The organism is Streptococcus sp. SC1 (genome assembly GCF_030272855.1).
Classification (GTDB): domain Bacteria; phylum Bacillota; class Bacilli; order Lactobacillales; family Streptococcaceae; genus Streptococcus.
Genome location: NZ_JAQCMU010000001.1, coordinates 519,743 through 541,575, shown reverse-complemented (window position 1 = coordinate 541,575; position 21,833 = coordinate 519,743). Strand labels below are relative to the sequence as shown.

Sequence of the window (21,833 nt, the reverse complement as noted above, 5' to 3'; positions counted from 1 at the left end):
TCCTCCTTCAGCGTTCTACTTGCATGTATTAGGCACGCCGCCAGCGTTCGTCCTGAGCCAGGATCAAACTCTCATTAAAAGTTTGAGTTCTCACTCATTTCTGTCACTGACAGATTTATTGTTTTTTTCTTTGTTCAGTACTACAACATATGTTGTAGTGCCCTGCACATTGGTTCGTCTTGTTCAGTTTTCAAAGGTCTTTGTCGCCCTCTCAAGCGACAACTATATCAGTATATCACCTATCCATTCCCTTGTCAACACTTTTTTTGAAATTTTTTATCTTTTTTTACAATTTTTTTCCTAATGCCCCAAAATCACTGATAATCCAACATCAAAGGGGAAAGGTTACCTATACTCTCCTCTCCCTTATTCACTATATTACCGTGCTGCTAAAGTCTCTTAAATATTCCCCTAACTCTCGCAACAGTCTCTTACGTCCCTTAAAGCATTCGTCGCTAAGTAAAAATTTGTATCTAAAGACTCTATCTTAAACATGATCAAAATTGTAAAGTTGAGGATAGTGATCACACTCTGGATTTTTGGGATGGCAAATAGCCCGACCAAAGTAGATCATAGCCTGATGCGCAGCTAGCCAGCGTTCAGGTGGGAGAACGTCCATAACACGTTTTTCAACTTCTAAAGGAGTTGCTGACTTTTTGACAATATCGTGGTGTTTACAAATGCGTTCAACATGTGTATCAACGGCAAAAGCTGGAATACCAAACCCTACACTCATGACCACGTTAGCTGTCTTACGCCCCACCCCAGCTAAACTTTCCAATTTTTCCCGAGTCTGAGGCACTTGACCATTGAAATCGTCCAAGAGTTGCTGGGCACATTTTTTCAGAAATTTGGCCTTATTTCGATAAAGTCCTAAACGCGAAATGTGCTTGGCAATATCTGCCTCGGACGCTGCTGCCATAGCTTCTGGAGTAGGATAAGCTAAAAATAGATTCGGTGTAGCTTTATTAACTGCAGCATCTGTCGTTTGAGCGGATAACATGACTGCCACGAGTAGCTCAAAGTGATTTCTAAAATCTAAACTCGGTTTGGCATCAGGAAATAGGGCAATGATCTCCTCGATGACATGGCGTGCTCGTTTTTTTGATAAAACCATCAGTATACAATCTCCTTTGTTTGTTCTATATTATAGCATAAATTGATAAAGAAAAAGCCGAGCGTGCTCGACCTTTCTTAGACTGTTTTTTCAACTTTTAGTATTTTGACGTCATAACTGCCAACTGGTGTTTCTACTGTTGCAATATCACCAGTCTTCTTACCAATCAATGCTTGACCAATTGGACTTTCATTTGAAACTTTTCCCGCAAAGGCATCCGCACCAGCTGAACCAACGATAATGTATACTTCTTCTTCAGTCTCACCGACTTCTTGAATAGTAACAGTTTTACCGATGGCAACTTCATCTTTAGCAACTGAATCGCTATCAACAATCACAGCATAGCGAATTTTAGTCTCCAGACTTGAAATTTGTCCTTCAACGAAAGCCTGCTCATCCTTTGCTGCTTCATATTCACTATTTTCTGATAAATCTCCGTAAGAACGAGCAATTTTAATGCGTTCTACTACTTCTGGACGTCGAACCAATTTCAATTCTTCTAATTCTTGTTCTAATTTTTCCTTTTCTACAAGGGTCATAGGATAAGTTTTTTCAGCCATTACTTTATTTTCTCTCTTCTTTCTATTTTTTGATAAAACAAAATTATGTGGAAAACCACATAATTTAGTTAGAACTTTCACCTGATTGGTTTAATTTGCTATTAACGTGTTCTTCCACATTCTTAGCGTGTTCTTCGTAAGTATTTGCAAAATATACAGCCCCTGTTTCCACATTTGCTACAAAATACAAGTACTCTGTCTTGCTTGGATTAATAGTAGCTTCGATAGCAGACAGGCTTGGACTATCTACTGGACCAGGCATCAAACCTTGCTTCTTGTACACATTATAAGGCGAGTCAAGATTTGTATCGATTTCAGCATCTTCTTTCAGAGTTGTCTTTTGACCAAGTTTTCCTTGAGCATAAAGAAGTGCAATATTGCTCTGAAGTGGCATAGCTTGGTTCAAACGATTATAAAAGACGCTCGCAATATCTTTGCGATCCTGATCAGTTGATCCCTCTTTTTCAACTAAAGAGGCGAGTGTTAAAACATCATTGACCGTCAGATTCTTGGACTCAATTGTTGAGTAATACTGCGACAGATTGGTATTCATAGCAGCCAACATTTGGTCAATCAGTTCTTCAACCGTGGTTTCTTTTCCATAATCATAAGTAGCCGGGAAAAGATAACCTTCAAGACGATATTTAACACCACTATCCTTGCTTGGTAAAGTAGCTAGAAGCTGCGGATATTTAGCTGCCATTTTTGCAATAAAGTCTTCATCTTGAGCTTTATTTAGAAAATCTTCCTTGCTGAATGGTGTTTTAGTATTCTTGTTCGCAGTTTTTGCAGCATTGACAGTAGTTGCTTCGGCGATTTGCTCCAAAGTGTATCCCTCAGGAATTGTTATCTTGCCAAGAACTGGAGGCTGTGGTGTATCTGTTCCACCTTCTTGTAATTGCTTAGCAATCGTGTCTAAGTCCATACTCTTTTGAAGATTATAGTAACCAGATTGGAAATTACCATAACTTCTGATTTTTGAATAAAGATTAAAGACTTGAGCGTTCTTAATCAGGCCTTTCTTTTCTAAAATCTCTCCGATTTGTTTGGTGCTAGAACCGGCAGGAATCTCCACCGTCACATATTCTGTCGATTTGGCGTCTACTGGTTTCAGCGCAGAAGAGACATAATTGTATCCTACAAAACCAGTAATACCAAGGCCCAATAGGAAAAGTACCAAGACTGTCATCACGATTCGATTGGCTAGGCCGTTTTTACGTTTTTTCTTTTTACTACTATTGGTACGATCTGCACGTGAACGTTTCTTTCCATGAGCAACATCTCTACGGCTTAGCGTTGGTTCTGCAGTAGAAAAGTCTTTTTTAGCTTCTCTTTCATCTGTAGTGTTTGAATCAGGTAACACTGTTTCTTTTATCTCATCTGCAACTGGTGCTACCTTTTCTTGATAAGCTTCTGAATGAGCCACAGAAGTCTGAACTTCTCCAGACTCTATACTTTCCTTCTTAGCAACATCAGCTTGTCCTGGTCCATCAACATTTGATGGAACTTCCGAAATCGTAGAATTACGAACTATATTTTCTAGCACATCTGCCTGAGTATGAACAGTAGAATCGCTTTTTCCCATTGGCTCTTCTACTTTGATCTTACTAGGTTCTTCCTCTACTGAAGTATCCTTCTCTAGAACCTCATGAGATTTTTCAACAGCAGAAACGAGAGATTCCAAGCTCTCCGCCAATTCCATTTCTTTACCTAAAAGAGGCTGCGCTTCTTCCTGAACTGAGTGATTTTGGGTACCATTGGCTGCTGCCAACTCATTCAAAATTTTCTCTTTAAAACTCAGCGTCTTTTCGTTATCCTGTGAATTTTCAGTCAAAAACTTGATCTCCTTCTTCATAATCCCTAACATTATATCTTAAAAGTCAGATAAATGCAATCATATCCGACTTTTAAAACTATATTATTTATGAAATCAAATCTGGGGATTCTCCCAAACCATATCAAACCATACTTCATCTGCATACGTTGAGGCTGAGCGGCCTTCGTTGACAAAGTCATGTTGCTCATAGTAGGCTATCAAATAATCATGACAAGTAAGATTGATACCGTGACGTTTATCTGCAATCGCAATTTCCTTCATAGCTTCCAACAAGGCTTTTCCTACACCTAAGCCTTGTGCTTCTTTAGAGATAGACAGACTAGTCAGAGAGATAAAGCCACCATCGCTAGTATGATAGTCCTCAATTTCCAATGTGAAAGAAACATCGTGCAAATGCCGTTCTGGTCGGACAGGACCTTCTAAATAGCCCAAAATCTTGCCATTTTTTTCTGCAACCAAAAAAGTTGAAGGAATCGTTTCAATGTGCTTTGCCAATATTTCACGACTAATAGCCTCTTCTGGACTAAAATTTTCCAATTCGATGGCATAAATGGCATCTAAGTCAGCCATTTGAGCTTGACGGATAATCATCACTTCTCCTTAAAATCAGGATTTTCCCATACCATATTTGACCAGATAGTCCCACCGTGAGTTGAGTCAGAAATCCCTTCGTGGACAAAGCCATTCATCTCGTAATAAGGTATCAGCTCATCATGGCAGGTAAGGCTAATGCCCTGTCGATTTTGCTGAACAGCTGTCTCCTTGAGAGCTGCAAGCAACAAGGTTCCGACACCCTGCCTCTGAAAATCCGGATGGACGGACAGACTTTGGACGGCAATGAAGCCACCTTCTGAAGGATTAACACCCACCTTGCTAAAGAGGTCATCTGTCAAATATCGCGCCTGAACAGCTGGTCCAACAATATAGCCTGCCAGCTGACCATGCAGCTCTGCCAGCAAAAAAGTATCCGAGATGCGTTCAATCCGCTCTTTGAGAACTTCTGAACTGGCTGCTTCTGCTGCTGGAAAATTCAGCTGCTCAATTGCAAGAATTTCCTCCCAGTCGCTCAATTCAGCCTGTCTAATTCGAATTGGTGCTTCCATCCAGGCGCCTCCTACTGAACGTTGCTGGTCAGATTGGACAGGAGACGTTCAAAGGAATATTCATAGGTCTGGATATCTCCAGCTCCCATAAAGACATAAACGGCATTATCGTGGTCAAGAAGTGGGGAGACATTGTCCACGTCAATAACCTTGGCACGTTTCACAATCTTTTCAGCTAAATCTTCGACCTTGACATCGCCCTTATCCACTTCACGCGCAGATCCGTAAATCTGAGCTAGGTAGACTGAGTCGGCTTGATTGAGGGCTTCCGCAAATTCGTCCAAGAGAGCAATAGTCCGAGTGAAGGTGTGCGGCTGGAAGATGGCAACGATTTCCTTGCTTGGATACTTCTGACGGGCTGCATCCAGTGTTGCGATAATTTCCGTTGGATGATGGGCAAAGTCATCAATAATGACTGTGTCGTTGACAATCTTTTCTGTAAAGCGGCGCTTAACCCCACTAAAGGTCTTGAGATGTTTCCTTACTAGATTCAAGTCAATACCTGCAATGTAGAGGAGGCCGATAACCGCAGTCGCATTCATAATGTTGTGACGGCCAAAGCTTGGAATCTGGAACTCACCCAGCTCTTGCCCGCGGAAAGAAACTTTAAAGCCTGAACCACTTGTAGAGCGCAAGAGATCGTGAGCGACAAAGTCATTACCCTCTTCCTTGAAACCATAGTAGTAAATCGGCGCATTTGAAGTAATGCGGCGTAGTTGCTCGTCTTCTCCATAAACGAAGAGCCCTTTGGTAATCTGCTTGGCGTAATCATTGAATGCATTAAAGACATCTTCCAAGCTTGTGAAATAATCCGGATGATCGAAGTCAATATTGGTGATGATCGAATATTCCGGATGATAAGGCATAAAATGACGCTCGTACTCGTCTGATTCAAAGACAAAATACTTGGCATTAGCAGAACCGCGACCTGTACCGTCCCCAATTAGATAGCTAGTATCTGTGATATTAGACAGAACATGAGAAAGAATACCCGTTGTAGAAGTTTTCCCGTGAGCACCTGCTACTCCTAAGCTGACAAAGTCACGCATAAAGCTACCCAAAAATTCATGGTAGCGCTTGTAGCTAATACCATTGGCATCTGCATAGGCAATTTCCACATTGTTATCTGGACGGAAGGCATTACCGGCAATAATTTCAAAATCTGACTGGAGATTTTTCTCATCGAAAGGCAAAATGGGAATCCCAGCCTGTTCCAGACCACGCTGAGTGAAATAATATTTATCAACATCGCTTCCTTGAACCTTATGGCCCATCTGATGCAACATCAAAGCCAAAGCGCTCATACCTGAGCCCTTAATTCCGATAAAATGATAGGTTTTCGTCATGATTACTCCTTAAATCTTAAACAACTGAAGCCTTATTGCCCTTGGGCATCTGAACTCAACTTGGTGATGTCCAATTCCTGTGCTTTTTTATGCTTATTGTGTTTTTCTCGCTTCTTGCCCTTGTTATAGACTTGGCTGGTTTTGAGAAAATCGTAGTTATTCTTTTTCTTTTTTTCTGGATTCGTTGGTACTTCTATGAGAGGTTGAGACTGAACATCTGCTAATATGTAGCTATCTTGCTTTAGCTTATCACTGAACTTCGTTAACTCACCCGGATTTTCCTTTTGGAAAGGGGCCGTTGGTTTAACTGGATTTCCCTCAAAAGGAGGTGCCACTTTCCGACTACGAACCTTATTTGGGAGCTTGCTCGTCAAATAAGCAGCCGAACGTTTTTTCCTCAGATCAGCCCGAGCTTCCTCTCGTGCTTGCTCAGCATAGCGAATAGCTGGATCTTTCTTATCAATCGGCTTTTTAAAGTCCGTAACTGGAGCTTGCTTCTTTCTAGCTTTACTTACAGTTTGACTAGGAGTAGCATGAGCAGGACTTTCTGGCTTAGCAATCGGCATCCATTCTAAATAATTACGGTCCTGATAGTCCCCTTTAATGTTGCTAATCAGATCCAACTCATCGTACAAATTCATGTGCGGCATTTCTGTCAACATGATTTCGTCATCAGCGATTATAGGAAATTTGGTATTTGTCATAGCATATCCTTTCAACTCTTCATTATTATAAACTATTCAAACTATTTTTCAAGCGATTCAGATGAAATTCCAAGAATTTCTCGAATTTCTTCCATCGAAAGACTGGAGCGAGACTCTGCCCCATCCAGAATTGTTGAAACCAGATTTCGTTTGGTGTCCTGTAATTCCTGAATTTTTTCTTCTATAGTTCCCCGTGTAATCATACGATAAACTTTTACATTCCGTTCCTGCCCGATGCGATGAGCTCGACCAATAGCTTGGGCTTCTACTGCAGGATTCCACCAAAGATCCACTAAAATAACAGTATTTGCACCAGTTAGATTGAGACCAACACCGCCAGCTTTAAGAGAAATCAGGAAGGCTGATCTTTCTCCTTGATTAAAGGCTTTGGTCATCTCCTGACGTTCTTTTGCTGGAGTTGAGCCTGTAATTTTGAAGGACTTCATTCCAATCTGGCTCAGTTCTTGCTCAATAATATCCAGCATGCCACGGAATTGTGAAAATATCAGAACACGATGATCACCGTCTTGGATCTGCTCTAACAGCTCCCGCAAACTTTCCAGCTTGCCACTTTCCCCATCGTAATCATCCATAAAAAGCTTGGGAGTATCACAAATTTGACGGAGTCGCATAAGACCAGACAAGATTTCAATTTTGCTACGATTGATTTCTTCCTCCGTTGCATGAAGAATTCGCTCCTGCATTTGCTTGAGCAGAGCTAGATAAATCGTTTTCTGGCTGTCTGCAAGTTCGTTACGGTAAGAGACTTCAATCAAATCAGGAAGTTCTTGCAAGACTTCTTCTTTCTTACGCCTCATGACAAAGGGTTTAATATAGCGCGCTACTGTTTCCGCAGGCATCTTCAAAAAAGCTTTCTTGCTCGGTAATAAGCCCGGAAGGACGATCTGAAAAATTGACCAAAGTTCTCCGAGATGATTTTCAATCGGCGTCCCAGACAAGGCATAAGTCCGCTCCACCTCAAAAGCTCTCAAATATTGAGCAATCTTGCTCTGGTCATTCTTCATGACCTGTGCTTCGTCCAATATTAAATAATCAAAATGAGGTCCCTTATACTCTTCAACATCTTGTCTGAAGGAAGCATAGCTGGTAATGGTAATCTGATGATTTTCTGCAATCACAGCATCTCGGACATTTTTCAGACCATACACAACAGCCACATCTAGGTCTGGAGCAAATTTGGCAAACTCATCGCTCCAATTGTAAATCAGGCTAGATGGTGCTAATATCAAGACTTTCTTAGACTTGGTCAAATGAGCAGTCAAGAAAGAAATGGTCTGAAGGGTCTTTCCCAAGCCCATATCATCAGCTAGAATACCGCCAAATCCATATTTATTCAGCATGGATAGCCATTTTACACCCGTTTCTTGATAATCTCGAAGCTCTGCCTGAACCTTCAGCTTAGGCAGAGGGAAATCCTCAGGATGGGTCAAATCATAAGCCAGCTGGCGAAAATCCTCCGACAAGTCAACTCTTTCCTGATCTTTGAACAATTCAGAGAGTTGAAAGGCAGCCAAGCTATGCGTTTGGATAACCCCATTTTTAGAATGTTTGCTTCTCAATTGTTGCAAGGTCTGGCTGATTCGCTTACTATTCTCATCAAAAATCACAACTTGACCCGTCTTACTGATAAAGTAATCCTTTTGATTTATCAGCGAATCTAGGACATCATCTACCTCAGACTGGTCAATACCAGTAAAATCAAAGCCAATATCCAAGAGCCCACCATTCATACTGATGGAAACCTTTGGAGGTGCTGTTTGTGATAGACTCTGCAGCTCATCTGACAAGTAAACATTACCTAGTGCTCTAAAGCGCGGAATCAGAACGGAGAAGAAACGGTAAATTTCTTCGGGTCGTAAAGGCGGACGCTGGCTGATAAAATCATCTGCAAAACCTGCCTCCAACATTGCTTTAAAAACTTGCTGTTCTCTCTCAAAATTGCTGGCAAAAGGTAGGTTTCTCAGCTCTTCTCGGCTGGTTACAGTCTGACTGCCATAATCAAAGACAATATCCAGCAATACTTGCTTGTCAGTCCCCAAGTAAAAATTGAAATTCACGGTAAAATCATGAATGAACAGTCGCTCAGGTGCTGTCACACGGCCAATTTTTTTGAACTCGAGCAAGCTTACTGCTAGTTTGGACTGCTCAGACACATCAAACTGCAGGCGCTTGACGCGCTCTTGCTCAATCGGCAATTCCTGTAATGCCTTGACTAACTTGGTCTGCTGAGCTGTCAGTTGATAGAAGGTCTGATTATGAAAGATAAATTGCCCCCCATAGAGCATCTTATAATTCTTTTCAGATATCAGCAGCTCAAAAAAGTTTTCACGCTCTTGCACCTCAAACTGATAAATTCCCGCTTCTTCATGCAAGTCTTGGAAAAATACCTCAGCATAATCATAGAAGCTATATTCCAAACGGAACGAAGCAAGATTCATCAATCGAGTCACGCCTTCCTCAAAAAGACTGGCTGGAAAATAAAGGTGCCGCCCAGCATTGGGAAAGACCAACGAAGAGTCCTGTCCCTTATAATCCGTCACCAAGCCTCGTAAAAATTCTAGTAGGTCTTGACTAGCTTCATCAAAATTCTCCATTCGGATAGGCTCATAGTAGTTCTTACCGATTTGATAATGCCCACCCTTATTCAAGGTTCTCAAAAAGGACAAAATATCACGCACTACATAAGAGCGCTCATCCGGTAGACGGCTAATCCGCAGACTCCATAAAAATTGTCCTGTGTAAATATCTTCCTGTCCAGTCGCTGATAGCTCATAGCGGACTTGCTGACTGGATTTATCTAGCAAAATCTTATCCAAAAAAAGGCTACCAAAAGAAACCAATTTCTGGGCTTCCTGACTAGAAGACTCTTTTTCTGTCATCTTCGCCAGCAGATCTTTACCTGCTGGATCATTTTTCAAAAAATATTCCAAGGCAGCCAGATGGGCGCAGTACTTCTTCTTTTGAAAAAAATCACAGGAGCAGAAAACTGCATCATCATCTAGACTATAGCGTAGATTGTACTGATCCACGCGCGTGTATAAAAAGGAATCTTTGACGTCAAGAATTTCGACTTTTTTGCTATCACAGAGGGCAATTCCTTCCGTTCGAATTTTACCAGGAATTAATTTAGCCATACCTACCACCTAACATTTATCCCTTTATTATACCATAGGACAGCTATAAAAATAAAATAGAATTTCTTTATTTGCAAACATTCTTTGAAGTAGAATGAGCGAGAGCTTTCCCTACAACAAAAAGCCGTCCAAATTGGACGGCTTTTCTACATTATTTTACTTCTAACAAACCGATATCTCCATCTTCACGACGATAGATAACATTCGTTGTACTATCTTCAACATCTGTGTAAATGAAGAAGTCATGTCCCAACAAATCCATTTGCAAAATAGCTTCATCTAGATCCATTGGTTTCAAATCAATATGCTTAGAACGTACTACTTTAGAAGATGCTGCATCAGCTTCTTCTACTAGAGCATCAGTGAACAACTGGCTAGTTGCAACCTTGTTCCGGTTTTTCTTTTCAATCTTTGTCTTATTCTTACGAATCTGACGTTCAATCTTATCGATAACTAGGTCGATAGACCCGTACATATCTTGCGAAACATCTTCTGCCCGAAGGGTAATAGAACCAAGAGGAATCGTTACTTCGACTTTCGCCGTCTTTTCCCGGTACACTTTCAAATTTACCCGTGCATCAAGTTCTTGCTCTGCTTGGAAATACTTCTCAATCTTCTCAAGTTTAGAAACTACGTAGTCACGGAGAGCATCAGTTACTTCTAGGTTTTCACCACGGATACTATATTTAAGCATATAAGTACCTTCTTTCTAAACATAAATGTTTTATTTACAATATCATTATAACGCTTTCATTCTTTTTTTGCAAATATTTTCTTATCTTGCGAGTGAAAATGTCAAAACTTCTTTCACACCTGCTTCCAGCAATAATTCTCGAGCCAATTGTAAGGTTTTTCCAGTCGTATATACATCATCTATCAATAAAATTTTATCTGGCAGACAAATATCTTTTACTAATGTGAAACATTGCTGACTGTTTAAACGTTCTTCGCGATTTTTACTGGATTGGGCAAGCGCATCCTGCTTTTCCAGCAACTGTTTATAAGGCAAGCCAGCTGCTTGCAAGAAGCCTTCCACCTGATTAAAACCTCGACTTTGGTATTTTTCAGGGCTGACTGGAATAGGAACCAGAGTATATTTTTTGAAGTTTCTGAGGCTTTTTTTGAGAACTTCTGCAAACACAAATCTTAGAAGATAATCTCCTTGAAACTTGTATTTGCTGAAGAAATCCTTCATCAAATCATTATAAAGAAAGCAAGCCTGATGCTGCACCAAGTAGCCTTGCGCTTCCCAGGTTTGACAATCCGAGCAAATTTCCGTTTCTCCCTCCTTCCAGCAACGTGGGCAATGGATAGAGGAAATCGCTTCAAATCCTGCTCGACAATGTTTACAAATTGTATTTTGTTCTTTTTGCAATAAAATCAAGGAAGAAAAAGTCCTATTTTCTTCGACTATTTGGCTGCATAGCAGGCAATTTCTCATAGGCTAGCCTCCTTGTTCATCAGTTTGATTTCACGAATCGCTTTTTCGATTGAACGTGTGGTACCGTCGTGAAAGAAGAATAAATCTCCCGTCGGCCTCTCCATGCTACGTCCCACTCGACCAGAAATTTGCACCAAGGCACTACGGCTAAAGAGACGATGATTGGCCTCTAGAACAAAGACATCTACACAGGGAAAGGTCACACCACGCTCTAAGATGGTTGTCGTGACTAGGATAGTAATTTCTCGCTTGCGAAACTCTTCAACGATTTCTAAACGATTTTCAGTTGTCGAAGCCACAAATCCAACTCTTTCCGCTGGAAATATCTCCTCCAAAACTTGCGCAAATTCTTGACCTCTTTTGATTTCCGAGGCAAAGATCAGTAAGGGAAAGCCTGTTTTTCTCTGTCTCTCGATATATTTCTTCAATTTAGGCGGTAGTTTCTTTTTCGATAGATATTTTTGAAAATCTGCCAGCCAAACTTTTTGGGGCACAATCAAAGGATTGCCATGGAAGCGACGAGGAAGACTAAGTCGTTTTAATTCTCCTTTTTGAACTTTTTTATCTAGCTCATCCGTCGAAGTGGCAGTCAAGAAGATAATGGTTCCCTCCTCCTTGACCGACTGCTCCACAGCATGGTAGAGCACAGGATTGTCCACATAAGGAAAAGCATCTACTTCATCCACAATCAGCAAATCAAAAGCTCGATAAAATTTAAGAAGCTGATGGGTAGTGGCAATGACCAAGGGACTACGAAAATATGGCTCGGATTCGCCATGCAAAAGCGAAATCGGGCAGGCAAAATCCAGCTTGAGCCGGCGATAAAGCTCCAAACAGACATCAATCCGAGGGCTGGCTAGGCAAACGGCACCTCCACGATCAATCACCTCTGCAATCACCTGATAAATCATTTCCGTTTTGCCCGCCCCAGTCACTGCATGGACTAGGCTATTCTGCTTTTGAGCAACTGACTCTAACAGTCCCTGAGAAACTCTCTCTTGAAAGACTGTCAATTGTCCCTGCCACTTGAGTACCTGATTTTCTGGAAAATCTTCCTGTGGAAAATAGTAGAGTTCTTGATCACTCCGAACTCGCCCCAAAATCAGACATTCCCTGCAATAGTAGGCATTGACAGGTAGCTGGTAGTTCTCCTTGTCCACTTGAGAGCCACAACGGCCGCAAAACAACTTCTTCCTTTCCTCTCGCATACTGGGTATCAGCTGAGCCTGCATACGCAGTTCAGGACTGAGCTGATCTTCTGTAAATATTCTACCTAGGCAATCATTTCTTTCTAACATACTTTTTTATTCGTAAAACTTTTGGAAAAATCTATTTTTTTGTGTACAATAAAACTATGGAATATAGAACAATTAGACAAGACGGCCAAGCCCAAGAAGAAATTAAAAAATCCCGTTTCATTTGCCATGCCAAGCGCGTTTACTCAGAAGAGGAAGCTCGGGATTTTATTGCAGCCATCAAAAAAGAGCATTATAAAGCCACTCATAATTGCTCTGCTTTTATTGTCGGAGAAAAAAATGAGATCAAACGAACCAGTGATGACGGTGAGCCCAGCGGTACAGCGGGCGTCCCCATGCTCGGTGTCATGGAGAATCACCAACTGACCAATGTCTGCTTTGTGGTCACGCGCTATTTTGGCGGGATTAAGCTAGGAGCTGGTGGACTCATTCGGGCTTATGCAGGCAGCGTCGCTTTGGCAATTAAAGAAATTGGCCTGATCGAAATCAAAGAACAGGCGGGCCTGCGCCTCAAAATGTCTTACAGCCAGTACCAAAACTTCGATAACTTTTTGAAAGCCGAAGATCTGATCGAATTCGATACAGAGTTCACAGATCTAGTGGCTACAACCATCTATATCGACAAGCAGGAAAAAGAACCACTAGAGCAGAAATTAATCGAGTTTTTCAATGGCAAAATCCAAATTGATGATCAAGGTTTGCGCGAGGTTGAAATTCCTTTAACAGTTGAATAATCTTAACAGCTAGGCCTAGTGATAAAGAATTTTTATCGTAGTCATAGCTTTTTTATATTTTACAAAGTGCCACTTTCAGCTTATACTAGTCTCATTAAAGTATTGAGGTAGAAAAAATGGCAAACATTTATCAAAACATCACAGAATTAGTTGGAAGAACGCCAATTGTTAAACTTAATAATATCGTTCCTGAAGGAGCAGCTGAGGTTTATGTCAAGTTAGAAGCCTTCAACCCTGGCTCTTCTGTCAAAGACCGGATTGCTCTCAGCATGATTGAGGCAGCTGAACGAGATGGCCTTATCAAGCCTGGCGATACTATCGTTGAAGCAACCAGCGGAAATACCGGTATTGGCCTTTCATGGGTTGGAGCAGCTAAAGGCTACAAAGTTGTCATTGTGATGCCAGAAACTATGAGTGTGGAGCGCCGCAAGATTATCCAAGCTTATGGAGCGGAGCTAGTTTTGACTCCGGGGAGCGAAGGAATGAAAGGGGCTATTGCCAAGGCAGAAGAAATCGCTAAAGAACGAAATGGCTGGTTGCCACTGCAGTTTGACAATCCGGCTAATCCAGAGGTTCACGAACGAACAACAGGAGCAGAAATTGTCGCTGCTTTCGGTGAAACTGGGCTGGATGCCTTTGTAGGCGGTGTCGGAACTGGGGGGACTATCTCTGGTGTCTCTCATGCTCTTAAAAAAGCGAATCCAAATATCCAAGTCTATGCAGTCGAAGCAGACGAATCTGCTATCCTTTCTGGTGAGAAACCAGGTCCTCACAAAATCCAAGGACTTTCAGCTGGCTTCATTCCAGAGACCTTGGATACAGCAGCCTATGATGGCATTGTCCGCGTGACTTCTGATCAAGCGCTAGAGTTAGGACGCCATATTGGTGGTCAGGAAGGTTTCCTAGTCGGAATTTCATCTGCTGCAGCTATTTTTGCAGCCATCGAAGTCGCTAAAAAACTAGGAGCTGGCAAGAAAGTCCTTGCCCTTGCACCTGATAATGGTGAACGTTACCTATCTACTGCTCTCTACGAATTTGACGCTTAATCGTGAAAAGAGTTAACAAAATTCCTACCCGTTTAGGTAGGAATTTTTTACTCTTTTTGTTCTTTCAGAAAAGCTTTGGCTTCCCTTATCCAGATTGGCAATTGCTTACCTAAGGGCGCAAATCCAATTTTACAACGATCATTTGAAAAGCGATGTCGTCTCGGTAAACGATGTTTTTCTTCCTCTAAAGTCCGCATTGACAGGCTGGCCTTACCAGAAAACTCATCATAATCCACCACCTGCACGAGGACCTGATCCCCAATTTTTAAAATATCGTGAATATTGTCAATATAGCCCGTCCGAATCTCAGAAATATGAATGAGGCCGATCAGACCGCTTTCTAGTTCGACAAAGGCACCGTAGGGCTGAATCCCTGTAATTTTGCCCTTTAACTTATCTCCGATTTTCATTAGTCTATAACCTCAATCGTCTCAATGACAACATCCTCAAGTGGTTTATCCATTGAAGCTGTTTCAACCGCTGCAATTTTATCCAAAACTTCATAAGATGCCTCATCCACCAGTTGACCAAACACAGTATGTCGACGGTCCAAATGCGGTGTCCCGCCCTTGCTAGCATAAACTTCAGCGATTGGCTTTGGCCATCCTCCCCGAGTCAATTCCTTGGTTGAATAGGGAAGACTACTATTTTGGACAATAAAGAACTGACTGCCATTGGTATTGGGTCCAGCATTCGCCATTGATAGGGCACCACGAATATTGTAAAGTTCCGGTGAAAACTCATCTTCAAAGCGTTCACCGTAGATGGACTCTCCACCCATGCCAGTACCTGTCGGATCGCCCCCCTGAATCATAAAATCTTTGATAACTCGGTGGAAGATTACTCCGTCATAGTAGCCATCCTTTGATAAGGCGATAAAGTTGGCAACTGTTTTGGGTGCTTGCTCTGGGAAGAGTTGAATTTTCAGTTCACCATGATTTGTCTTGATCTTTGCAACTGGGCCTTGAACCTCATCAAGATGGAGCTGTGGGAAGGTCAATTCTTTCTCTACCATGCCCAATTGCTCCAAGGCGTCAAAGATGCCGTCTTCTTCGACCGTTTTTGTGACAAAATCAGCCTTTTTCTGCAATTCCTCATGGGAAACTCCCATAGCAATACTGAGCCCTGCATAGTCAAATAATTCTAAATCATTGAGTCCATCACCAAAAACTAAAACATTTTCTGGCTTGAAACCGAGGTGCTCCACGACCTTGGCAACACCAGCTGCCTTTGAACCTTCTTTCGGTACGACATCCGATGAATGCTCATGCCAACGCACCATACGAAGAGATTTGGTCAAATCTTCTGGCAACTGCAAACTGTCACCTACATCCTCAAATGTCCACATTTGATAGATTTCATGATCTTGGTAAAAATCAGGATTGACAGCCAGATCTGGATAAATGATATCAATTGCTGACGAAATCATAGGATTGCGAACAGACAAAGCCGCTTCGTGACTGCCTACCAAACCGTACTCAATTCCCACTTCCTTGGTCCAGGAAATATAGGATTCCACGCATTCTTGCGGAATGACCGTTTTTGCAATGACTTCGCCTTTTCTATTTTCAACATAAGCCCCATTCAAGGTAACAAAAAAATCAGGATCCAAGTCACGAATTTCTGGAACAACTCCAAAAATGCCACGACCAGAAGCAATTCCTGTCAGAATTCCCTTTTCTCTCAGCTGCTTAAATACAACTTTGATCGACTCTGGGATGAAGCCCGTTTCCTTGACCCGCAAAGTATCATCGATATCAAAGAAAACAATCTTAATCTTTTTTGCCTTATATTTTAATTTCGCCTTCATATCTTCCTCTTTCAATTTAATCTTCTCTATTATATCATTAAAAATCATCTTGCGGAACAAGATGATGCTGAAAAGCATAGACAACTGCCTGGGTCCGATCGCTCACTTCTAGCTTAGACAAAATATTGGACACATGCGTCTTGACCGTTTTCAAGGAAATAAAGAGCTCATCAGCAATCCGCTGGTTCTCATAGCCCTTGGCTAGAAGCCCCAAAATATCCCGCTCCCGCGCTGTCAAATCCTCGTGAAGCTCTATATGATTTCGATGGTATTCGACCTTCTTGCTGACTTCTGTTTCAATGGCAAATTCACCCTTTGCAACCTTTCTGACGGCGTGGAGAATTTCATCCGCACTGGAAGTCTTCAACATATAGCCACGGGCACCGGCATCCAAGACAGGATAGATTTTTTCATTGTCCAGATAGGACGTCAAAATCAAAATCTTTGCCTCTGGCCATTCTTTCAAGATAGCCAAAGTAGCATCAATGCCACTCATCTCTGGCATAACAATATCCATCATAATCACATCAGGACGGCTTTTCAGAGCCTTTTCGACACCTTCTCTACCATTGGTAGCCTCTGTCACTTCTTCAATATCGTCCTGTAATTCAAAAAAGCTTTTTAAGCCCAACCTGACCATTTGATGGTCATCCACTAGTAATATTCTCATCCTTTTCCCCTTCTAACAATGGAACACTGATTTCGATAGAAACCCCTTTTTTGGGAGCCGTTAGAATCTTCAAGGTTCCAGCCATATCATGCACTCGATCTTCAATATTTTTCAAACCATAACTCATGTCAGCCAAGCCAACCGGATCAAAACCGATTCCGTCATCAGAAACCTTGAGTTTGAGCCTATTTGGCGTCTGATAGAGATAGATGTCCAGACGACTGGCCTGAGCATGTCGCAAGGTATTATTAATGATTTCTTGGATAATCCTAAAAATATGCTCCTCTATCTGCTTGGGCAGGCCGACCACCTCATGCTTAAACTGGACAGTCAAGTCCGACTTATCTGTCAATTCTTTGATTAAGACATTCATGCCCTCTACCAAGGTCCGATTTTCCAACTCTGTCGGCCGTAAATGTAAGAGCAAGATCCGCAAGTCTTTTTGCGCTGTCTCTAGAATGTCTGCGATTCCCTTTAACTGTCGTTGGAGATTGTCTTTATCGAGACGCTCCACATTCCCAGCGACACCTGAAAGAATCATATTGGCAGCAAATAGCTCCTGACTGACCGTATCATGCAAATCGCGAGCAATCCGCCTGCGTTCTTTTTCGATAATCTTCTCTTCCGCCTGCAAAGCCTGATTCTCAGATTTCTGCAAATTTTCAGTTAGACTATCCAACTTTTCTTTTAAGCGGATAAGAGAATCGTCCAGTTCTACCTGCCCGGTTTCTTGTATGCCTCTGCCTTCTAAAATATCTTTTAAATTCTTTTGAACTTGAGAAAGAGACAAGTGCTGAAGGAAGCGCGCAGCAGCGGCCAAAAAGATAGTCAGCGCTAAGCTAAGAACCAGAACAAAAAAGGTAAAAGACTGGAGCAGTTCCAGATTGTTCAGCAGCTTTTGCCATTCTAAATTAAAAAGATTAAAAATGTAATGAAAGATAATTCCTAAAACAAAGAAGGTATAGAGGAAAATAAGCAAATAACTTGTTTTTTTCACTTTCTAACAACCTCCACATTTCCTAAAAAGCTGACCAAAACAATTTTTACGGTTTTGCTGGCTCGCTTATAGTCAGGCGTTGTCAGAGAAATCGTTTCATTGCGCAGCTTGCGTGGCGGATGATTTAAAAAATTCAAGTCTCCGTATAGGGTATTGATCTGAAGCTGAATTTCCACATCCAAAGGAATGACGATCTTGGTATCCCCAAAGCCCTTGCGAATCACAATCACATTATCATGATTAACCACAATGACATCCTCTAAATGAATGGTATCCTTTCCCATCATTCTTAAAAGGTTGATATCATGAAACTGGCAGTCATCCTTTGAGAAATGCTGTAAATCTCCCAACCAACGATTTTTTTCAGCCCGAACTTCGGTCGCATCTTCAAAGAAAAGATGGGTCTCTTGATTTTCCTTGTACAGATAAGGATAGGCTACAATCATGCCGTAAATTAAGGCAAAGAGCACAGCGGCTATAACGTAAGGATTGAGCATGACAATGAAAAAGAAGACAATCATGGTCGCGACCAATAGCGAATTGCCTCTCTGCTTGCCGAAATAATAATATAAAAACAAAAGAAAGAGTAGCATGATGAGAACAACACGCGAAAAATCGGCAGCCAGCATGGTAACCAGCGCCATTGATAATAGAATCGCCTCAACAAAGAAAAATAATTGAACTTTCCACATAGCTATTCCCTTCCTTACATGTCTATTGTAACAAAATTAAGCAAAAAAACCTCCGTCTGAGGCATGAAATGGAAAGATTATCCTATCTTTAGCAGCAGCTCCTTAACTGCTAGACTTCTTTGTACTTTTTCTCTAAAAAGCAAAAAATCGCTTCAAATGCTGTTTAAGCAAAACAAACATTTAAAACGATTTTTTAGTTTATTTGTATTGTTCAGACAAGCTTAGAAATGGACTTGTGCTTCCAAGCCAAAATGGTCACTAACGACTGGACCACGTTGCCCATCAAAAACAACAGCAGATCTTTCAATATTGAAATCTTTACTTGTAAAGATATAATCAATTTTTAGAGCATCTTTGTTTCCTGCCCATCCAGCAATATCGCCTTCAACTGTCGCTGTACCAATCGTTTGGACAGCCACCTTATGGCTGTCCTGAAGAACAAGCGGACTTTGAAGAATGTGCTGATAGCCTTCGTAATCAACGGGATTATTAAAATCACCCATGAGAACTAGCGGAGTCTCAACTTGCAAAAGCTCAGATTCAAACTTGGCCCATTCTTCTTGGAAGCCTTTATCCCACCAAGACAAGTGACAAGAAGCAACCGTGATAGGCTGACCATCAAGCTCTGTTTCTGCCAGTAAGACTTTACGCGTATGATAGTCACTTGGATCATTGACATCAGACACCAAGAGTTCTCTTGCCTTCAGGGGCTTTCTGGACAGAATTGCAACCCCTTCATTATAAATATCAAATCCAATATGATTATAAGCCCAAGACCAGTAATAGTCCAGACCTGCCTCAGCTAGTTTCTCAACCAGACGCAGGGCATAGTGGTCCTGGTGAATCGGAATGGCGCCATCTACCGCATAATAGAAGGGAGCCTGAACAACCTGTTCAGACTCCACTAATTGATTGACTTCCTGCAGGCAAATGACATCATATTTTTCTTGAAGAATCCGCTCTGCTAGCTGATTTAGCTTGCTTTCTTGCTCTTCTTCCATCCAACTATGAGTATTTAAAGTCAGGAATTTTGCCATGATTTCTCTTTTCTATCTTACAATTCTACTTTAGCCACAACTGTCTTAGGAGCGACTTTACCGAATTTCTCAACTGACACTGATTTGATTGCTGGAGCATTTGTGAAGACAACGATAGTGGTTGTTTCACGACCCGCTTCTTTAATAGCCGCCAAATCTGCTGTTACCAATAGATCACCTGCAGCAACGGTTTGTCCTTCTGCTACATGTACTTCAAAAGGTTTGCCTTCAAGGCTAACAGTATCCAAACCGATATGAACAAGAACCTCAAGACCAGCTTCAGTCAAAAGACCAAGAGCGTGTTTTGTAGGGAAAACGCTTGTCACTTTACCAGCTACTGGAGAATAGATCTTACCATTTGCTGGTTCAACCGCAAATCCGTCACCCATCATTTTTTGTGAGAAGACTGGATCTTTAACATCTTCCAACTTGACAACTTCACCATCAGCAACGGTTTCAATTGCTTCTGTCACACCCTTGTAGCTAACTGCTGCAGCTGCAGACTCAGCTTTTTGACTTGGTAAAGTTTCAGGAATCACTTCTCCTGAATCCAACAAGTCTTGGATATCAGATTTAAGAACGTCAGCTTTTGGTCCGTAGATTGCTTGAACGCCTTGACCCTTCATAACTAAGCCCATAGCGCCTTCAGCTTTCCACTGTTCTACTGTTCCAACTTTTTCAGCATCTTTGACAGTTACACGCAGACGTGTCATACATGCATCTACATCAACGATATTAGCGCGACCACCTAGAAGATTGATAACATTAACGGCTTGAGAAGCTGCAGCAACTTTACCATTACCAGATTCTGATGAAGAAGCTTCATCTGAACCTTCTGCTGTTTCATAGTTACCGTTGCGTCCTGGAGTTGCATAGTTGAATTTCTTGATCATGAAGTTAGAAATGAAGTACATGATCACTGCAAAGAGAACTGTAACCCAGATAAAGTTGATGACATCCATACCCAAACCAGCATTGATTGCCATAGGAGTACGAGTCAAGAATTCGATTGATCCGAATGAGTGTACACGAAGGTTAACGATGTCAGCCATTGCAAATGCGGCACCTTGTACAAAAGCATAGATGATATACAGTGGTGTTGCAACGAACATAAACATATACTCGATTGGTTCAGTAACCCCTGTCAAGAAGGTTGCCAAAGCAGTCGCAATCATCATACCTTTGTATTTGTGTTTCTTGTCAGCATCTACATTGCGGTAAATAGCTGCAGCAACACCCATAAGGATACCAAATGAACCGATCATTTGTCCAACTTTGAAGCGGGCTGGATGGAATGTGTCAAGCAAATATTGGTACTTAGTAGGATCAGCTGTCTTAGTACCAACTAAGTCAGTTGCCCAAGCCAACCAAAGTGGATCTTGTCCAAATACTTGAGTTCCTTTAGCAGCACCAGTCAATACTTCATAAGTTCCCCCAAGTTGAGTATAGTTCATTGGGATAGTCAACATGTGGTGCAAACCAAATGGAAGCAAGAGACGTTCTAAAGTACCGTAGATGAATGGTGCTAGGATTGGTGCAGTATCTTGTGAATTTGCAATCCAAACACCAAAGTTGTTAATACCTGATTGAACAACTGGCCATACGAATGACAAAACAATTGCTACGATTGCTGAACGCAAGATAACAACGAATGGTACAAAACGCTTACCATTAAAGAATGACAAAGCATCTGGCAATTTACGGAAGTTGTAGTATTTGTTGTAAGCTGTTGCTCCGACAAAACCTGCGATGATTCCGACGAAAACCCCCATATTCAAAGCAGGAGACTCAAGAACACTGATAAAGTAATCAGAAACCTTGATGCTTCCTCCTAAGAAAGTGCTAACTACTGCTTTAGAATCTTTCAGCATATCGCTTGATACACCAAACATAACCCCAGTGATACGGTTAATCAAAATGAAGGATAAACCTGCCGCAAAGGCACCACCAGCACGTTCTTTCGCCCAGCTACCTCCAATAGCAAGAGCAAAGAGGATATGCAGGTTACCGATAACCCCCCAACCAATTTGTTCTAAAACGCCACCAGTAGTCACTAGAAAACCTAGCTCAGGATTGATCATCGGAATTGACTTACCAATACTGATCATCAAACCTGCTGCGGGCATAACCGCAACAACCACCATCAAAGCTTTACCGAATTTTTGCCAAAATTCAAAGCTAAAAATGTTTTTGAATGAATCTTTCATCATCCAGACCTCCTTATATTTTCACAAACCACCCCTTGATGAAATCGTTTGCATTGGATAATACTATTATACCACTATTTTTAATTTTGTAAAGGCTTTTATAAAAATTATTTTGGGAATT

20 protein-coding genes and 1 rRNA gene are annotated in these 21,833 nt (G+C 41.5%); 2 read left to right on the top strand and 19 right to left on the bottom strand.

All coding sequences use genetic code 11. The features are described from left to right. From PAN94_RS02795 to PAN94_RS02740, 12 genes are all read right to left on the bottom strand, one after another. Window positions 1–79 (bottom strand): 16S ribosomal RNA (locus tag PAN94_RS02795); the annotation flags it as partial. A 408-nt stretch (window positions 80–487) separates the two neighbouring features. Continuing rightward, complete coding sequence (nth, locus tag PAN94_RS02790) at window positions 488–1,117, bottom strand: endonuclease III (protein ID WP_125447217.1); 630 nt, start codon at window positions 1,115–1,117, stop codon at window positions 488–490. A gap of 77 nt (window positions 1,118–1,194) precedes the next feature. Then, window positions 1,195–1,677, bottom strand: coding sequence for a transcription elongation factor GreA (gene greA, locus PAN94_RS02785; RefSeq protein WP_005592281.1), 483 nt, complete (start codon window positions 1,675–1,677; stop codon window positions 1,195–1,197). Between the two features lie 64 nt (window positions 1,678–1,741). Continuing rightward, window positions 1,742–3,544: an endolytic transglycosylase MltG gene (gene mltG / locus PAN94_RS02780; RefSeq protein ID WP_285874489.1), complete on the bottom strand. Its 1,803-nt coding sequence runs from the start codon at window positions 3,542–3,544 to the stop codon at window positions 1,742–1,744. A 63-nt stretch (window positions 3,545–3,607) separates the two neighbouring features. Continuing rightward, on the bottom strand, window positions 3,608–4,105 hold the full coding sequence (locus PAN94_RS02775) for a GNAT family N-acetyltransferase (protein ID WP_125372404.1): 498 nt from the start codon (window positions 4,103–4,105) through the stop codon (window positions 3,608–3,610). Beyond that, window positions 4,105–4,617: a GNAT family N-acetyltransferase gene (locus PAN94_RS02770; protein ID WP_285874488.1), complete on the bottom strand. Its 513-nt coding sequence runs from the start codon at window positions 4,615–4,617 to the stop codon at window positions 4,105–4,107. Before PAN94_RS02770 ends, PAN94_RS02775 begins: the two co-directional genes overlap by 1 nt. Window positions 4,618–4,628: 11 nt before the next feature. After that, entirely contained in the window at window positions 4,629–5,963 is a 1,335-nt protein-coding gene (gene murC / locus PAN94_RS02765) for a UDP-N-acetylmuramate--L-alanine ligase (protein WP_285874487.1), read from the bottom strand. 32 nt (window positions 5,964–5,995) lie between these two features. Further along, a complete protein-coding gene (zapJ, locus tag PAN94_RS02760; protein ID WP_285874486.1) occupies window positions 5,996–6,667 on the bottom strand; it encodes a divisome accessory protein ZapJ in 672 nt (223 codons plus the stop codon). A 41-nt stretch (window positions 6,668–6,708) separates the two neighbouring features. After that, entirely contained in the window at window positions 6,709–9,822 is a 3,114-nt protein-coding gene (locus tag PAN94_RS02755) for a pilus expression-regulating Snf2 family helicase (protein WP_285874485.1), read from the bottom strand. A 151-nt stretch (window positions 9,823–9,973) separates the two neighbouring features. Continuing rightward, entirely contained in the window at window positions 9,974–10,516 is a 543-nt protein-coding gene (gene hpf, locus PAN94_RS02750; RefSeq protein WP_045500914.1) for a ribosome hibernation-promoting factor, HPF/YfiA family, read from the bottom strand. Between the two features lie 81 nt (window positions 10,517–10,597). Further along, window positions 10,598–11,263, bottom strand: coding sequence for a ComFC family protein (locus tag PAN94_RS02745; RefSeq protein ID WP_285874484.1), 666 nt, complete (start codon window positions 11,261–11,263; stop codon window positions 10,598–10,600). Next, window positions 11,260–12,561, bottom strand: a complete 1,302-nt coding sequence (locus PAN94_RS02740) for an ATP-dependent helicase ComFA (protein ID WP_285874483.1) — start codon at window positions 12,559–12,561, stop codon at window positions 11,260–11,262. Before PAN94_RS02740 ends, PAN94_RS02745 begins: the two co-directional genes overlap by 4 nt. 56 nt (window positions 12,562–12,617) lie before the next feature. Between PAN94_RS02740 and PAN94_RS02735 the strand changes: the two genes are divergently transcribed. Together PAN94_RS02735 and cysK are read left to right on the top strand one after the other, a co-directional pair. Continuing rightward, a complete protein-coding gene (locus tag PAN94_RS02735; protein WP_285874482.1) occupies window positions 12,618–13,253 on the top strand; it encodes a YigZ family protein in 636 nt (211 codons plus the stop codon). Window positions 13,254–13,369: 116 nt separating this feature from the next. Then, complete coding sequence (cysK, locus tag PAN94_RS02730) at window positions 13,370–14,299, top strand: cysteine synthase A (protein ID WP_285874481.1); 930 nt, start codon at window positions 13,370–13,372, stop codon at window positions 14,297–14,299. A 47-nt stretch (window positions 14,300–14,346) separates the two neighbouring features. Here cysK and PAN94_RS02725 read toward each other — a convergent pair whose 3' ends face one another. From PAN94_RS02725 to PAN94_RS02695, 7 genes are all read right to left on the bottom strand, one after another. After that, entirely contained in the window at window positions 14,347–14,709 is a 363-nt protein-coding gene (locus PAN94_RS02725; protein WP_005591890.1) for a S1 RNA-binding domain-containing protein, read from the bottom strand. Continuing rightward, complete coding sequence (locus PAN94_RS02720) at window positions 14,709–16,109, bottom strand: bifunctional Cof-type HAD-IIB family hydrolase/peptidylprolyl isomerase (protein ID WP_285874480.1); 1,401 nt, start codon at window positions 16,107–16,109, stop codon at window positions 14,709–14,711. Before PAN94_RS02720 ends, PAN94_RS02725 begins: the two co-directional genes overlap by 1 nt. Window positions 16,110–16,146: 37 nt before the next feature. Beyond that, entirely contained in the window at window positions 16,147–16,779 is a 633-nt protein-coding gene (locus tag PAN94_RS02715) for a response regulator transcription factor (RefSeq protein WP_285874479.1), read from the bottom strand. Next, complete coding sequence (locus PAN94_RS02710) at window positions 16,757–17,776, bottom strand: envelope stress sensor histidine kinase LiaS (RefSeq protein ID WP_285874478.1); 1,020 nt, start codon at window positions 17,774–17,776, stop codon at window positions 16,757–16,759. Before PAN94_RS02710 ends, PAN94_RS02715 begins: the two co-directional genes overlap by 23 nt. After that, window positions 17,773–18,468, bottom strand: a complete 696-nt coding sequence (liaF, locus tag PAN94_RS02705) for a cell wall-active antibiotics response protein LiaF (RefSeq protein WP_285874477.1) — start codon at window positions 18,466–18,468, stop codon at window positions 17,773–17,775. Before liaF ends, PAN94_RS02710 begins: the two co-directional genes overlap by 4 nt. 221 nt (window positions 18,469–18,689) lie before the next feature. Continuing rightward, window positions 18,690–19,505 carry an endonuclease/exonuclease/phosphatase family protein gene (locus tag PAN94_RS02700; protein WP_285874476.1) on the bottom strand — a complete coding sequence of 272 codons (816 nt, stop codon included), beginning with the start codon at window positions 19,503–19,505 and terminating at the stop codon, window positions 18,690–18,692. A 17-nt stretch (window positions 19,506–19,522) separates the two neighbouring features. Then, window positions 19,523–21,715 carry a PTS transporter subunit IIBC gene (locus PAN94_RS02695; RefSeq protein WP_285874475.1) on the bottom strand — a complete coding sequence of 731 codons (2,193 nt, stop codon included), beginning with the start codon at window positions 21,713–21,715 and terminating at the stop codon, window positions 19,523–19,525. Window positions 21,716–21,833 lie beyond the last annotated feature (118 nt).